This is a genomic window from Gordonia sp. p3-SID1431, assembly GCF_025143765.1.
Taxonomy (GTDB): domain Bacteria; phylum Actinomycetota; class Actinomycetes; order Mycobacteriales; family Mycobacteriaceae; genus Gordonia; species Gordonia hongkongensis.
Genome location: NZ_JAMBDT010000023.1, coordinates 42,802 through 57,781 on the forward strand (window position 1 = coordinate 42,802; position 14,980 = coordinate 57,781).

General features: G+C 68.2%; 13 protein-coding genes. 7 read left to right on the top strand and 6 right to left on the bottom strand.

The genetic code is table 11. From position 1 onward, the window contains the following. Positions 1-4 precede the first annotated feature (4 nt). The 3 genes from M4D77_RS08330 to M4D77_RS08340 are packed head-to-tail and all read right to left on the bottom strand — an operon-like array spanning position 5 to position 6,214. Positions 5-1,753, bottom strand: a complete 1,749-nt coding sequence (locus M4D77_RS08330; RefSeq protein WP_259935993.1) for a (2,3-dihydroxybenzoyl)adenylate synthase — start codon at positions 1,751-1,753, stop codon at positions 5-7. Then, positions 1,750-4,071: a hydantoinase B/oxoprolinase family protein gene (locus M4D77_RS08335; RefSeq protein WP_259935994.1), complete on the bottom strand. Its 2,322-nt coding sequence runs from the start codon at positions 4,069-4,071 to the stop codon at positions 1,750-1,752. Before M4D77_RS08335 ends, M4D77_RS08330 begins: the two co-directional genes overlap by 4 nt. A 34-nt stretch (positions 4,072-4,105) precedes the next feature. Continuing rightward, positions 4,106-6,214, bottom strand: coding sequence for a hydantoinase/oxoprolinase family protein (locus M4D77_RS08340; RefSeq protein ID WP_259935995.1), 2,109 nt, complete (start codon positions 6,212-6,214; stop codon positions 4,106-4,108). Positions 6,215-6,478: 264 nt separating this feature from the next. On the opposite strand from M4D77_RS08340, the gene M4D77_RS08345 reads away from it, so the two are divergent. From M4D77_RS08345 to M4D77_RS08360, 4 genes are read left to right on the top strand one after another with little or no spacing between them, the layout of a single operon-like run. After that, positions 6,479-7,234, top strand: coding sequence for a maleate cis-trans isomerase (locus tag M4D77_RS08345; protein ID WP_259935996.1), 756 nt, complete (start codon positions 6,479-6,481; stop codon positions 7,232-7,234). A gap of 29 nt (positions 7,235-7,263) precedes the next feature. Beyond that, positions 7,264-7,926 carry a VOC family protein gene (locus tag M4D77_RS08350; protein ID WP_259935997.1) on the top strand — a complete coding sequence of 221 codons (663 nt, stop codon included), beginning with the start codon at positions 7,264-7,266 and terminating at the stop codon, positions 7,924-7,926. After that, positions 7,923-8,168, top strand: a complete 246-nt coding sequence (locus M4D77_RS08355) for a hypothetical protein (RefSeq protein ID WP_058253750.1) — start codon at positions 7,923-7,925, stop codon at positions 8,166-8,168. The genes M4D77_RS08350 and M4D77_RS08355 overlap by 4 nt, the downstream gene beginning before the upstream one ends. Next, positions 8,165-9,412 carry an alpha/beta hydrolase gene (locus tag M4D77_RS08360; protein ID WP_259935998.1) on the top strand — a complete coding sequence of 416 codons (1,248 nt, stop codon included), beginning with the start codon at positions 8,165-8,167 and terminating at the stop codon, positions 9,410-9,412. The genes M4D77_RS08355 and M4D77_RS08360 overlap by 4 nt, the downstream gene beginning before the upstream one ends. Positions 9,413-9,434: 22 nt before the next feature. Here M4D77_RS08360 and M4D77_RS08365 read toward each other — a convergent pair whose 3' ends face one another. Together M4D77_RS08365 and M4D77_RS08370 are read right to left on the bottom strand one after the other, a co-directional pair. Continuing rightward, the gene (locus tag M4D77_RS08365; RefSeq protein WP_065630873.1) at positions 9,435-9,710 is read right to left on the bottom strand and encodes a hypothetical protein; all 276 of its coding nucleotides are present in this window, start codon (positions 9,708-9,710) and stop codon (positions 9,435-9,437) included. A gap of 78 nt (positions 9,711-9,788) precedes the next feature. Beyond that, entirely contained in the window at positions 9,789-10,784 is a 996-nt protein-coding gene (locus M4D77_RS08370) for a stage II sporulation protein M (protein WP_259935999.1), read from the bottom strand. 111 nt (positions 10,785-10,895) lie between these two features. Here M4D77_RS08370 and M4D77_RS08375 point away from each other — a divergent pair, with 111 nt between their 5' ends. Next, positions 10,896-11,780 (top strand): RDD family protein, encoded by an 885-nt coding sequence (locus M4D77_RS08375; protein ID WP_259936000.1) that lies wholly within the window; start codon positions 10,896-10,898, stop codon positions 11,778-11,780. Between the two features lie 60 nt (positions 11,781-11,840). Continuing rightward, positions 11,841-13,088 carry a lipase family protein gene (locus M4D77_RS08380; RefSeq protein ID WP_259936001.1) on the top strand — a complete coding sequence of 416 codons (1,248 nt, stop codon included), beginning with the start codon at positions 11,841-11,843 and terminating at the stop codon, positions 13,086-13,088. Between the two features lie 131 nt (positions 13,089-13,219). Here M4D77_RS08380 and M4D77_RS08385 read toward each other — a convergent pair whose 3' ends face one another. Beyond that, positions 13,220-14,413 carry an acyl-CoA dehydrogenase family protein gene (locus tag M4D77_RS08385; RefSeq protein ID WP_259936002.1) on the bottom strand — a complete coding sequence of 398 codons (1,194 nt, stop codon included), beginning with the start codon at positions 14,411-14,413 and terminating at the stop codon, positions 13,220-13,222. Between the two features lie 72 nt (positions 14,414-14,485). On the opposite strand from M4D77_RS08385, the gene M4D77_RS08390 reads away from it, so the two are divergent. Further along, the gene (locus M4D77_RS08390; RefSeq protein WP_065630869.1) at positions 14,486-14,818 is read left to right on the top strand and encodes a TfoX/Sxy family protein; all 333 of its coding nucleotides are present in this window, start codon (positions 14,486-14,488) and stop codon (positions 14,816-14,818) included. The last annotated feature ends 162 nt before the right edge of the window (positions 14,819-14,980 follow it).

The following is a 14,980-nucleotide window of genomic DNA, read 5'->3' on the forward strand; positions in this document are numbered from 1 at the left end:
TTCCTCACTGGTCTGCGCCCGAGGGCGCGGCGGCGGACCCGGCGTCGGCGTCGAGCTTGGCCACGACATCGGCGCGGAGTCGTTTCTTGTCGATCTTCCCGACGTTCGTCTGGGGCAGTTCCGGCACGAGCTCGAGTCGCTCGGGCCACTTGAACTTGGCCACGCCAAGCGATTCCAGGTGGGCCTGGACGCTCTCCATCGACACCTGCCGGTCGTCGGCGGTCACGAGGTACGCGCAGGTCCGCTCTCCCAGACGCGGATCCGGCATCGCGACGACCGCGGCGTTGCGCACCTGCGGATGGGTGACGAGCAACTGCTCGACCTCTTCGGCGTTGATCTTCTCGCCGCCGCGGTTGATGAGGTCCTTGATCCGTCCCTCGATGGACAGGTGGCGCACCCCGTCGATCACCACGACCTTCGCGAGATCCCCGGTCCTATAGAAGCCCTCGGACGTGAACGCGGTCCGATTGTGTTCGGCCGCATCGAAGTAGCCAGGGATGGTGTACGGGCCTCGGCACGACAATTCGCCGACCTCGCCGTCGGGCAGCTCGGTCTCCGTTCCGGGTTCGAGGATGCGGATCTCGTCGCCGGCCGCGATCGGGGTACCGACGGAGGTCCGGCGGGCCTCGTCGGACGAGTCGCGTGGGGACACCGTGAACAGGCCTTCGGACATACCGAAGAGCTGTCCGACCCAGCGCTTCTCCCCGCCGGCTCGGTCGAAGAGCTCACGACTCGGCTTCGCCCCGGACAGGATGACGGTGCGCAGGAAGGTGCTCGGTGCGTCGAAGTCCGGACCGGCGACGGCCTGATAATGCCCGTGCCCGATCAGGACGTCCGTCGCCTGTTCACGTGCCATGAGCGGGAACGCCTTCGACACGTCCGCGGTCGCGAGGACGAGGCAGCCACCCACCGAATGTGCGGCGTGCAGGCCGCAGCTGATGCCCGCGTTGTGGATGATCGGGATCAGATGGGCCACCCGGGTCTCCTCGGTCCACCCGAGGCGCCGGGCGTACAGCAGGGCGTTGTCCCAGTACTCGACGTGCAGCCGCGGAATGACCTTCGGCACACCGGTCGTGCCGCCGGACAGCTGGAACGCACACACGTCGAGCGGATCGACGTCGGCCTGGATCGCGTTGATCCGCGCTCGTGCCTCCGCGGGCGCGATTCCGGAGCCGAGCGCCTCGACCGGGTTCACGTCGTCCCCGACGCCGTCGGGCGCCCCGATGGTGAGGATCGTCCGCAGCGTCGGATGTCCCTCCGCCTGCCGGCGTGCGAACTCGACGAGGTCGAAGCCGAGCCCCGCCTCGACGACGTGGCCGACCGCCCCGACCGCACGGGAGATGTGGCCGATCTCGTGTGCCCGATGAGCCGCGAGTGTCGCCACCGGGACCAGGCCCGCTTTGATACACGCGTACCAGACGAGCACCGTCTCGATCCGATTCCCCGTCTGAAACAGCACGGGATCACCGGGTCGCAGCCCGAGATCGAGCAACCCGGCGGCCAGCTGATCGGAACGAACTCCAAACTCGGCGTAAGTCATCGATGCCACATCGGTCACCACGGCGGGACGATCGGGGAAACGGTCGACGGTGTCCTGCAACCGGTCGGCCAGTGGGCGATCGGTCCACTCCCCCGCCCGCCGGTAGGCCGCCGCGCGATCCGCGGGATACCCGACCAGGCGATCACCCCACCGGGCCCGACCCGGTGGGGCCGCGCCGTCCGAGGGGCGGTCGGGGATGGAGGTCACCGTCATCGACCCGCCACCGCCGGGATGAGCTGGGCGAGTTCGGCGACGCGGTCGGGATGGTCGACCGGCACGATGCCCGAGTAGATGGCCGTGAAGCACCCGGGACAGCACTGCTGCCGGAAGACGACCTCGGTGTCGACGTACTCGCCCGGATCGGAGGTGACCTGCGGACCGGCGTCGCTCGACGGACCGTCGTAGCGCGCCAGGTCGAGCCGCCCGGACTTGCTGTCGCCCAGCAGTCTTCCGCAGTGGGCGCATCCCACCACGCGGGAATCGCCGATGGTGACCTCGACCAGGTTGTCGTCGAGTCGTCGAGCGGAACTCAGATCGAGGGTCGCCTCTTGTCCGCTGGGGATCTCGGAGCGGGTACGCCGCATCTCCAGCAATTCCGCCCGCTTCCGCTCCGTGCCCGAGTCGTCGACCTCGCCGGCGGTGAGCACGACGCCGTACGCGTCTTCGGCACCCGCGGGGGTCACCTTCCCGTTGCGCACATCGGCGGCCACGGCCTCCGGTTCCCGGCGAAGCGGATCGCCGTAACCGCCGCCACCCTGCCAGTGCATGTACAGCACCTCACCGGGGGCGAGGTAACTCTCGTCGTAGCACGCGCCGATCTCCTTCGCACCGGCCAGCTCGTCGAGCGTGCCCGGAATCCGGCCCTGCGCCAACAGTTCCTGTACGCCGGAGTCGCGTGCCAGGATCTCCAGGCCGGTGTTGCCGGGCAGTCCGCCGGCGAGTCCGGCGTTCTGCGCGACGGCCTTGCCCGCCGAGGCGAAGACGAGACCCATCGGCAGACTCGTCCCGTACGGGGTGACCGCCAACGACGCCGACACCCCGCCGCGATGGCGCCCCGGGCCGCCCGAGTCGGGCTCCTCCCGGCGCCACAGCGTGAGCAGCGGGTAGAGGAACTCGGTCATCTCGGTGTCGGGGATGCGCCCCATCGGGATGCAGAAGAGGCCGCCCGTGTCCATGCCGTCGGCGACAGGTCGCGCACCGTACCCGCCGGCCATCGGCTCCATCATGATGTTGAGGAACGGCACCGGTTGTTCGCCGCGCTCGTCGAGGCCCGCGACCACCGCGGTGTCCCACGTACCGCAGCACGATGCCTGCACGTTCTTGCCGAACTCGAGGTGGCGATCCAGCATCTGGGCCAGACACTCGGCGATGAGGTTGCCGGTGAGCCACGCCGGGCCGATCGGCCCGCGACTCACCGCCGCCGGGAAGGTGGCGTTGTTGATCGTCCCCTCTTCGGCCACGAGGTCGAAGCACCGCATGAGACCGCCTGCCGACCACGGGATGTCGCCGGCGAGGATGGGGAGCAGCGCCAGCATCACCCCGCCGCGCATGCCCGCATACGTGCAGTTGATGACGCCCGTCTGCGGGTCGGTGCCGGTGAAGTCGAATTCGAGGTGATTGTCGGTCTTGGTCATGGCGACGGTGATCTTGTGGACGCCACGGTCCCCGGCCTGCGACTGGTCCTGATAGCCGGTCGCGTGCCACGTTCCGTCCGGCAGATCGGACAGCTTCGACCGCAGCCGCCCCTCCGCGTCGGACATCATCCGCTTCATGACGGCCTTGACCGTGTCCGCGCCGTACTGCTCGATGACCGCGAGCAACCGGTCACGTCCGACGCTGTTCGCCCCGATCTTGGCGCGCAGGTCGAGTCCGACCAGCATCGGGACCCGGCTGCGCCGCACCCAGACGTCGGCGACGTCCCGCTGCAGTTCGTAGTCGCGGACCACCTTGATCGGCGGCGTCGGAAGTGATTCGGAGAACACGTCTTTGGCGGCCGGATCAAACGAACCCAGTCCCGACCCACCGAGGTCGGGTTCGTGACAGATCGCGCTTGTCCAGGCGAACAGCTTCCCGTCGTGGAAGACGGGCTGGTAGACGATCACGTCGCTCTGGTGGAGTCCACCGCCGACCCACGGGTCGTTGCAGAGGAACATGTCGCCCTCGGCGATTCCCGGATTGAGCGAGCGATGCTGCAGTGTCCAGTAGATGGCGAGGTCGACGGCGCCGACGAGCATCGTGTTGTACAGCCCGACCTGGACCTCCTGGCCGAGTTCGTCGCTGATCGCGAAGTCGAAGTCGTTGGCATCGGTCACGATCGGTGATCCCGACATCCGCTTGAGGGCTTCGCCCATCTCGTCGGTGACCGACCACAAGCGGTGCCGGATCACCTCGTAGGTGAGCGGGTCGAGCGCGTCGATCTGTTCCTGGGAGACGGTGTGCACCGGCAACGACGGCGGCAGGGATCTGGCCAGCGCGTCGATGTCGGCGGGTCGGCTGGAGAAGACCTCCGAGCCGGGAATGGGTGCGGTCATGAGAGCGACTCCTGTGGTTGCTGCTGGTGATCGATCATGCGGGATCGACGGTGATGTTCAGGTTGCCGAGGCGGTCGATCTCACCGGTGGTGTCGTGGGGGACGACGACGGTCGTGGTGGGCACCTCGATGACCGCCGGTCCGCGGACGACGTGTCCGGCGCGCAGGCCGGCGTAGTCGTAGATGTCGGTGTCGACGAAGCCGCGCCGGCCGTCGAGACAGACCTTGCGCACGCCCACGTGTGCCGAAGCCGGGTCCGAGGTGTCGGCGGAAGCGAGTTCGGGCAGTTCCGGCGAGAACGGCAGGACTCCCGTGCCGCGGACCCGGTAGGTGATGGCCTGGATGCCCGCCTCGCGGAACCCGCTGTCCTTCCCGTACAGGTCGGCATACTTCTTCTCGAACGCTTCCGCGGCGGCGACGATCTCGGTCGAGGTCAGCGAACCGTCCGGCAGCGGGGTCGCGACCTCGGCCAGCTGCATGGTGTAGCGCATGTCGATCTCGCGCTCGATCTCGACGGAGGCGAACTGCAGGCCCTGCCGGTCGAGCTGACCCCGCACCTGCTCCTCGAGCAGCTTGAAGTTCTCCTCCACCCGGGCCGGGTCGAGTGGCATCGCCGCCGGGTCCGACAGTTCCTTGGCGAGAACGATGTTCGACGACGCGAGACCGTAAGCCGAGAACGCCGAGGCCACCTGGCCCAGCGGGACGACGACCCTGGACACCCCGATCTCCTGCGCGTACAGCCCGCAATGAGCGGGACCCGAGCCGCCGAAGGCGTAGATGATGAAGTTGCGGGGGTCGTGGCCGGCCTCGACGACGGTCTTGCGCAGGAGATCGCCGGTCTGGGCGTTCTGCACCGCGTAGATGGCCGCGGCGGCGTCCTCGACCGAGAGGCCGAGCGGTTCGGCGATGCGCGTACGGATGGCTTCGCGGGCGAGATTCAGGTCCAAAGCCTTGCGGCCGCCGAGAAGGCCGCGCTCAGGCAGGATTCCGAGCACGAGGTTGGCGTCGGTGTTCGTCGGTTCGGTACCGCCCTGTCCGTAGCAGGCCGGGCCCGGCACGGCTTGCGCGCTGTGGGGGCCGATCTGCAGGTTGCCGCCGGCGTCGAGCCAAGCGATCGCGCCACCGCCGGCGCCGATCGCATGAACCTCGAGGGTGGGCACGTTGATCGGATGGTGATTGATGATCGTCGTCGACGATCGCACCGGCTCCCCGTCGACGACGAGCCCGACGAGGAACGTCGTGCCGCCCGCGTCGGTGGCGATGATGTTGTCGTGCCCCAGTTGCCGACCGAGGGACACCGATCCGACCACGCCGCCGGTGAGCACCGAACCCACCGTCGAGATGGCATTTCCCGGGGCCTCCGATGCGGCCACTGCGCCGCCGTTGCTCTGCATGACGAGCAAGGGGCCGGCCAGCTTGTGCTCCCGCAGTCTGCCCTCGAGCTCGCCGAGATAGTCCCGGAGGCCCGGACCGATCTGGGTGCTCATGACCGTGGTCGCGTTGCGGGCGAACTCACGGATGCGGGGGCTGACCTCGCTCGACAGCGAGACGAAGACGCTCGGATCGATCTCGGCGACGATCTCGCGAATCCGCTGCTCGTGTACGGGGTTGCGGAACGACCACAGCAGCGACACGGCGATCGCGGAGATTCCGTCGTCGAGCAGCTGCCGGACCGTGGTCCGGACCTCGTCCTCGTCGAGTGCGACCACGACGCGGCCGTCCCGGTCGATTCGCTCGGTGACCTCGAGAGCATGCCGTTTGTGGATCAACCCATGAGACTTGCTCTGCGCGAGCACATTCTGCAGTTGCTCCGGCGAACGACCAAGGTAGCGACCCTCGACGTTCATGATGAAGATCGAGTCGCGGTGCCCCTTGGTGGTGATGAATCCGACGTCCGGCACTCGGCCCATGACCAGCGCGTTCAGCGACGACGTGGTGCCGTGCGCGATGTGGTGGGTGTCGGCGAGCATGTCGTCGAGTGGACGGCCCAACTGCTCGGCGAGAACGGTCAGGACATCCATCACCCCGGCCGAGTAATCCGGCGGAGTGGATGGCGCCTTCCCCGCGACGACCAAGCCGCTGCCGTCGTCGAGGACGGCGTCGGTGAACGTCCCGCCGACGTCCACACCGATCACGTATGCCATGGCCAGGTACTCCTTCGTTGTCCGGGCTGCGAGGCCCCTTCAGGTCTGTTTACGTTGGCGTTGAGTATTCGACGCAATCGACCACCTGTCAAGCATTAGTTATGAGCTGGATCACCATCGAGTGTCCCCCAGTCACCTATCCCTGCAGGTCAGGCCACCCGTGACAGACGCCTTGACGAATCATCATCCGCGTCGACTAATCATCGTCAACGTCAACTTGGCGTGAACGGCCCTCCGCGGGCCGCGATCGAAAGGACCGGACCCATGGGTGTCCACCGCATCGGCCTCGTCGTGCCGAGTTCGAACGTCACGGTCGAGACCGAGATGCCTGCCCTCCTGAACCGGCACCCGACCTCGCAGTTCTCGTTCCACTCGACCCGGATGAGGATGCACACGGTGTCCCCGGAACAGCTCGCCGCGATGAACGCCCAACGCGAACGCTGCGTTCTCGAGATCGCCGACGCCTCCCCGGAGGTGATCCTCTACGCCTGCCTCGTGGCGCTGATGGTCGGCGGACCGGGCGAGCACCAGCGCGTCGAGGGCGCCGTAGCGGAGCAACTGGCCACCGGCGGCTCCGACGCGATCATCCGGTCGAGCGCCGGCGCACTCGTCGAGGCACTCCGCGCCCTCGACGCCCGGCGCATCGCCCTGGTGACCCCCTACCTCCGGCCGCTCGCCGAGAAGGTCGTCGAGTACCTGGACGCCGAGGGTTTCGAGGTGATGGACTGGCGCGCCCTCGAAGTCGCGGACAACGCCGAGGTGGGCTGCATTCCCGGCGAACGCGTCATGACCGCCGCCCGGTCCCTCGACCTCGACGGCGTCGACGCGCTGGTGCTGTCGTGCTGCGTCCAGATGCCATCGCTGAGCCTGATCGACGATGCCGAACGCGAGTTCGGCGTGCCCGTGCTGTCGGCAGCGACGGCGGGCGCCTACAGCATCCTGCGCGGACTCGGACTCCCTGCGGCCATCGAGGGCGCGGGCAGTCTGCTACGCGCCGACATCGCCACCGTCCCCGCCTGATCACCCACCCCGATCCTCCTGGAGTCCTCATGAATCCACTGCCCCACAAGGTCCGCGGCGTCGATCACGTCGCCTATCCCACCTTCGACCCGGCGGCCACGGTCCGCTTCTACCGCGACGTCCTCGGCTTCCCGGTCGTGCACTCGATCTGCGCGGCCGGCTGGGGACCCGACAAGCATCCCGACTTCATCCACTTCTTCTTCGACATCGGCAACGACGACCGGCTCGCGTTCTTCTACTACTTCGGACTGGAGCCGTTCGACGGTGGCCCCCAGGGTGATTCGTACTCACGCTTCGCCGAGGACGTACCGATCTGGTTCATCCGCTCGCGTCACCTCGCCATACACGTCGACGACGAGACCGATCTGCTGGAGTACCGGCGACGGCTGGATGCCAGCGAATGGCCGGTCGAGATGCAGATCCAACACGAGACGATCGAGTCGATCTACACCCATGACCCGAACGGGTACATGATCGAGATCACGCGTGCGATGCGGGCCGTCACGCCGCAGGAGGACCTCGACGCCAACCTGACCATCGAGGCTCTCATCGACGTGGTCTCGCAACCGAATCCGAGCATGGACGCGCTTCTCATGCGCAAGGCCGAGCGGATCGTCGAACGGGCTGCGGCCTGGCAGGACGAGCACACCGCCGGCGACGTACTCGCCGCCGAGGAGGCGACCGTCCGATGACCACGCTGTTCGTCCTCGACGTCCCGGAGAACAAGGCCGTCGCGGCGGTCGCCGGCGAAGCGCCGGGTGTTTCGGTGGATCATGTCGGACCCTATTTCCGGATCACCGCCGACGACACCATCGTCATCGACCGGCGGGCCACCGGGTGTCGCCACGCCGTCTGGTACAGCAGCGTCGCCGGGCTCCTCGATTCGCGAATAGTGCAGTGGGACAAGGACGCACTGAAGGTCGCACCGCGATGACCGCCCCCACCGCCGCGGGCACGAGCCGACTGGGAGCGGGTCGTTACATCGACGCCGCCGAGCAACCGGCGAACACCACGACCTCCGTGCACGAGCTGACCACCGCCGACGGCGCCAAGGTCACCGGGGTTCTGCGCACTGGCCCCGGCGCGACCGTCGTCGTCGCCCTCATGCATCCGCGGCAGGACCTGACACACCATGTACTCGTCCCCGAACTGCTCGCCCGCGGGTTCGCGGTGTGGACGCAGGGCACGCGCTCGGTCAACAACGACCTCACCCTCGTCCACGAGCAGGCCATCCTCGACGCCGCGGCGGGACAGGTCTTCCTTCGCGAACGTGACTTCGGATCTGTGCTCACATTGGGCCATTCGGGTGGCGGTGCCCTGTTCGCCTTCTACCACGAGCAGGCCGGACTGGCGCCCGGCGATCGGCTGACCACGACTCCCGCCGGCCGACCCGTGGACCTGGCCGGTGCCGACATGCCGGTCCCCGACGGCGCCATCTTCCTCGCGCCTCATCCCGGTCAAGGCGAACTGCTGCTGCGCCTCATCGACCCATCGGTCACCGACGAGGACGATCCGCTCGCTGCCGACCCCTCGCTGAATCCGTTCGAGCCCGCCAACGGCTACGCGGAGCCTCCGGAGAGCTCCTCGTACGCACCGGATTTCGTCGAGCGGTACTGCGCCGCCCAACGCGCCCGGGTCGAACGACTCGACACCGTCGCGCGGGATCTGGTCGCCGAAACCGCGCGCGCACGAGCACGTTTCGCAGAAAGCGACGACCCGGACGACCGACGGGCCTCGCTCGCCCCGCGCATCATGACTATCTACCGCACCGACGCCGACCTGCGGTTCCTCGATCAGTCCCTGAGCCCCAACGACCGGCCCTACGGGTCGCTGTTCGGCCGGCGTCCCGACCTCACGGATTACGGCCTGGTCGGGTTCGGCCGGCTGGCGACCCCCGACGCGTGGCTGTCCACCTGGTCGGGCCTGTCGAGCAACGCCGGATTCCTCCGATGCGCGCCCGGTGTCCGGGTTCCCGCGCTCTTCGTCGAGCTCACCGGCGACCAAGCGTGCTTCCCCGAGGATGCGGTGGCGATGGTGAACGCCCTCGGCGCGGACGATGTCACGCACGTCCGCGTCGAGGGAACCCACTTCGGCGGTCCGATCCGCCGAGGGGCTCCGACCGGCGCGAGCCTGGCCGCCGCCGAGATCGGGGGGTGGCTCGCGCAGCGGTTCACCTAGGAGGACGCATCGTGGGCCGGCGTCACTTCTTCGCGAGAGCCGCCCGGTAACCGAGGAACCCGACGTAACCGGCCAGCCCGGCCAGGCCCAGCCGGCGGGTCCGCGGCGACACCAGTGCGAGGCCGATAGCGGTCTCGCAGGCACCGTTGCGGTAGGTCCAGGTGGTGGTGTCGTCGGGGAACACCGGCTCGGTGATCGGGGCGAAGATCTCGGGCTTGATGAAGTGCGCAACCCCGGTGGCGGCCAGTCCCCCGCCCAGCAGCGAAACAGCGTCGAGTGATCCCTTGCGAGTTGCCATCAGAGTGTTCCCCTTCGTCGTCGACCCTTTCCGGTGATCGTAGGCGTCGTTCCATTCCGGCTCGACGTCGACGGGCCGCTACCTCACCGTCGGGACGGTGACCCCGCGGTTGGCCTCGTCGAGATCTCCGGTGTCGCCGTACTCGTACGCGCGGCGCCCGGCGACGAAGACGTACGCCATGAACAGCGTCCACGCCGTCACACCGATGCCGATCCGGGCCCAGGTCGGTAGCGGGGACGGCGTGACGAACGCTTCGATGACCCCGCACAGCAGCAGCACGACGACCAGACCCAGCGCGACACCGACCGCTGCCCGGCCCTCCTCCCCGAGAGCCGTTGCACGCGTTCGATTCCCCGGGGCCACCCAGGCCCAGAAGATCCGCAGGCCCACGCCCGCGGCGACGAACAGGCAGGTCAGTTCGAGCATTCCGTGCGGCAGGATCAGTCCGAAGAACAGGTCACCACGACCGTGCCGGATCATGATCGACGCCACGACGACCAGATTGAGGATGTTCGTGTAGAGCATCCAGATCACGGGGAACCCGAAGACCCCCAACGCGATACACAGCGCGGCCAGCCAGAAGTTGTTGGTCCACACGCGAGCGGCGAACGACGTCGCCTCGTATTCGCTGTAGTAGTTCTCGAAGTCGTTGGTGACGAGACGCTCGATCTCCGCGGGCGATGCGAACGAACTCTCGATCCGCGGGTGGGCCAGCACCCACCACGTCATGATCACGGCCGCACCGAGCGATCCGCCCATCACCGAGAGCCACCACCAGCGCATCCGGTACAGGGCCGCGGGGAACGACCGGGTGAAGAACTCGATCACCGTCGCCGGCGTGCTGACCCGGGTTCCGGTTGCGCGACCGCGGGCGCGGGCCAGGAGGCCCGACAGGTATGCCACCAGCGAGGCATCGGGCGCCGTCGACCGGATGACCGACAGGTGGGTGGCCACCCGCTGGTAGGTGTCGATCATCTCGTCGGCCTCGGCACCGGTGAGTCGGCGGCGCCGCGAGAGCGCGTCAAGCCGCTCCCACGTCGCGCGGTGCGCGGACACATAGGCGTCGAGATCCACTCGGCCAGCGTATCGGGCATTCTCACCTCCGCGGCACGTGTCATTCAGCGGACGTCGGGTCTGTGAGTTCCCGATGCCCTGTCGACGAATTGCGTCGTAGGGTGAGGCGTGATGTCTCGTCCAGTGCCGCCTCGGCCCCCCGCGGGCCCGGGCGCACCCGTCGCCGGCCGACCCGGTCCGGTCGCGTGGGGCGCGGGCGCCACGACGACAGTCGGCGTCGGACGCAACGACCTCGTCTCCGGAGAGGCGGTCGCTCTCGCACTCCCGCCGGCGAACCTCGGCTACCGGATTCTCTCCGGCATCATCGACGTCCTGCTGGGGTTCGGACTGTGGTTGTTCCTGTGGTGGATGTCGTTCAAGGTCGCCGGCGAGGCGAGCGAGGCGTGGCGGGGAACCATCAACACCCTGATCCCGATCGTCGCCGTCGTCGCACTCCCGACGCTGCTGGATACCGTGACCCCGGGGAAGACCGTGGGACACCTCGTCCTGGGCCTCCGAACAGTCCGCGATGACGCGGGCCCGACCGGGTTCCGCCACTCCCTGACCCGAGCACTCGTCGGCTTCGTCGAACTGTATGCGTGCCTGGGACTCCCAGCGCTGATCTCGGCGGCCATCTCGCGCAAGAGCAAGCGCCTGGGCGACCTGCTCGCCGGGACCTACGTCATCCGCGACCGCCACCGACTCGTCGAGCAGGCACCCATCGAGATGCCACCCGGCCTGCACTCGTGGGCCGTGTCCGCCGACATGGCCGCCCTCCCCGACCCACTCGCGGTGATCATCCGCCAGTTCCTCAACGGCCGCCACGGCATGAAGCCCGAGCCGAGAGCCCATGCCGCCCGGAGGATCGTGTTCGACGTCGCGCCGTTCGTCGCACCCGCTCCCCCGCCCGGCGCCCCGTTCGAAGACGTGTTGTCGGCGATCATGGCCGAGCGCCGCCGCCGCGACGCCGAACGGCTCGCGCGCGAAGCCGCACTGCGCCAACGTCTCCTGCGCTGATCTGTGCTGCGACCCGCCGAGGCGGCGCGGCGCACCCGAATCCCGGTTACTCTGCTACGGGTGACGTTGCCCACCCTGCTTGCGAAGGACACGAGATCGATCGGCGGCCGACGGCTTCTCGCCGCAGTCGTCGGAGTCGCGTTGACCTTCGCCACGGTGCTGACCGTGCAGGCTCCCGCCAGGGCGGGAGGTCCAGGGCCGGATTCGGCGGCCGGTGTTCACGTGGTCCCGCGCATCGTCGACTCAGAAACCGTAACGGATCCGATCGTCGCACTCCCCCAGGCGGGTTCGACACTGCGCGTGCGATACAGCTCGACGTCCATCCGCGGTCTCCCGACGGAGATGACCGGCACGCTGCTCACACCGTCCACCCCGCCGCCCGCCGCGGGTTGGCCGCTCGCCGTCTGGAATCACATGACGGTCGGCGCCGCGGACCGGTGCGCGCCGTCACAGGCCCATACCGGTCATTCCGAACTGCCCCGCATGACGTCAGGTGACGGCATTGTCGGCCGGTTGCTCGACGCCGGATTCGCCGTGGCACGGCCCGACTTCGAGGGCATCGGCGGGCCCGGGCCGCACCCGTACCTCATCAGCGACTCGCTGGCGCGATCGACGGTCGACATGGCGCTGGCCGTCGCGGATCACGACCGACGGATCGGCCGCGACGTCGTCGTGGCCGGGCATTCCGAGGGCGCCGTTGCCGCCTTGGCCGCGGCGGCGCGGCCGTCATCGGAATGGGGTGACCTCCGACTCCGCGCGGTGTCGGCACTCGCACCGCCGACGCAGGTGGCCGCGCTCCTCGACGGGGCGTCCTACGTCCCGGTGTCCGGTCCCGCGATCAACGAACTGATGGGATTGGCCGCTCTCATCGGATATGGCGCGGCCGCAGCCGATCCCGAGTTCGACGAGTTGATGTCCAACGGCGGGCTCAGCGCGGCGGCGAGCAGGCTCCGTCCGCAGGTCGAGGCCCGCTGCTACGCCGACCTGACCTCACCGGACTCGTTCGGCGGCCTCGCACCGGCCCAGCTCCTGGGACGGCGCGGCGACGAGATGAAGGTCGCATTGTTGAAAGTGCTGCGCGACAACGACGTCGACCGTCTGCGTTTTGATCGGGGGCTACCGGTCCGCATCGACTCGGGCACCGTCGACACCGTGTCGCCGCAACCGCTGGTGTCCGGTCTGGTGCAGACCTATCGGCGCGCCGGGGTGCGCGTCACGTACTCCGACCGGTTCACCGGGCATGCGGGCGTGGCCACCGACCGCGCGAACGCTGCGACGATCGCGACGTGGCTCATCGCGCAGGTCTGAGGACGCTCGACGACACCCAGACTTCAACTCGACCGCAAGACCTCGATCGAGGTCTGGCGGTCGAGTTGAGGTCTGCAGATGAGTTCTTCGGCGGTCGCGACCGGTGGGCTCGCGGCCGACTCTCGAGAGTCTTACGTCAGATCGGTTGAGCTCTTCCCCAACACGCGCCGGGCGATGATCAGCTGCTGGATCTGCTGGGTGCCCTCGAAGATGTCGAGGATCTTCGAGTCACGCGCCCACTTCTCCACCAGTGAGGTCTCGGAATAGCCTGCCGTGGCACCGATCTCGACGGTCTTGTTGGTGATGTCGGTGACGGTCCGGCCGGCCTTCGCCTTCGACATCGATGCCTCGGTCGAGTTGGGCTGCTTGTTGTCGGCCATCCACGCCGCCCGCACCGTGTGCAACCACGAGGCCTCCCAATCGGATTCGAGGCGGATGAACTCGGCGACAGTGGCGTGCTGCGACGACGCCGGACGGTCGTAGTCGATCTCGTGACCCGCCTCCTCCAGCATCCGACGCAGCTCCTCCAGGGAAGCGCGACCGAGCCCGATGGCCATCGCGGCGACCACCGGACGGGTGTTGTCGAAGGTCTGCATGACCCCGCCGAAGGCCTTCTTGGTGTCGATCTCCGGCGAGCCGAGCAGGTTCTCGGCGGGGACCCGCGCATTCTCGAACCGGATGACCGCCGTGTCGGAGGCCTTGATGCCCAGCTTGTGCTCGAGGCGGGCCACGGTCACGCCCTCGGTGGTCATCGGCACGACGAAACTCTTGATGGCCGCGCGTCCGACGCTCTTGTCGATCGTCGCCCACACGACGACGTGGTCAGCGCGCGAACCCGCGGTCACGAAGATCTTCTCGCCGTTCAGCACGTACTCGTCGCCGTCGAGGGTCGCGGTCGTCGACACTGCCGCCGAGTCCGAGCCGAAGCTCGGCTCGGTGATGGCCATCGCCGCCCACACGTCGCCGAAGCGTTCGAGCTGCTCGGGGTTCGCCACGGCCGCGATCGCGGCATTCCCCAGGCCCTGACCGGGAATCGAGAGCAGCAGGCCCACGTCGCCCCAGCTCATCTCCAGAGCCGACAGGAGGCCGCGCATGTTCGCGCCGTTCACCGACGGGGCGTCAGCGGCGGACTTCTCGGCGTCGGCGGACTTCTCCGTGGAGCGACCCTGCTTGGCGAGCTTCGCCAACTCGTCGAGCTCGACCGGGTGCTCGTGCTCGGCCTGGTCGTACTTGCGCGAGATCGGCCGGAAGAGGTGCTCGGCAGCCATGTGGGTGCGCTCGACCGTCGAATCGAACTTCTTCGGGAGCTCCAGGTTGATCGCCATGGCAGTACCTTACTGCGCAGTAAGTTCGTTGCCAAGTCCCGGCTCGTGACCAAAGCCGAATAATGTGGACCGGTGGCGTACGACGAGGAACTGGCCTACCGCATCCGTGCTCTGCTGGCGACAGAGTGCGGCCTCGACGAGAAGCGCATGTTCGGCGGGCTGGCCTTTCTGATCAACGGCAACATGGCCGTCGCCGCCAGCGGCAAGGGCGGGATCATGGTGCGCGTCGCACCCGAGGAGACCGAGAGCCTCCTCGAGTACCCGCACACCCGGCCGATGGTGATGTCGGAACGCGAGCTCCGCGGATGGCTACGCGTCGACGACGCCGGCATCGCCACCGACCGCCAACTCTCCCGCTGGATCGCGATCGGTTCGAACTACGCGCGGAAGTTGCCGCCGAAGTAGATCGGGGCGTGCCGCTACCCGAGGAGCGAGCATCAATCTCTGCTCCCCGAGGAGCGAGTATCAATCTCTGCTCGCCGAGGAGCGAGCGTCGATCTCGGCTCCCTGAGGTGCGAGGAGCGCAAGCGACGAGCCACGAAGGGCCTGGTGAGACACCTTGCGAAG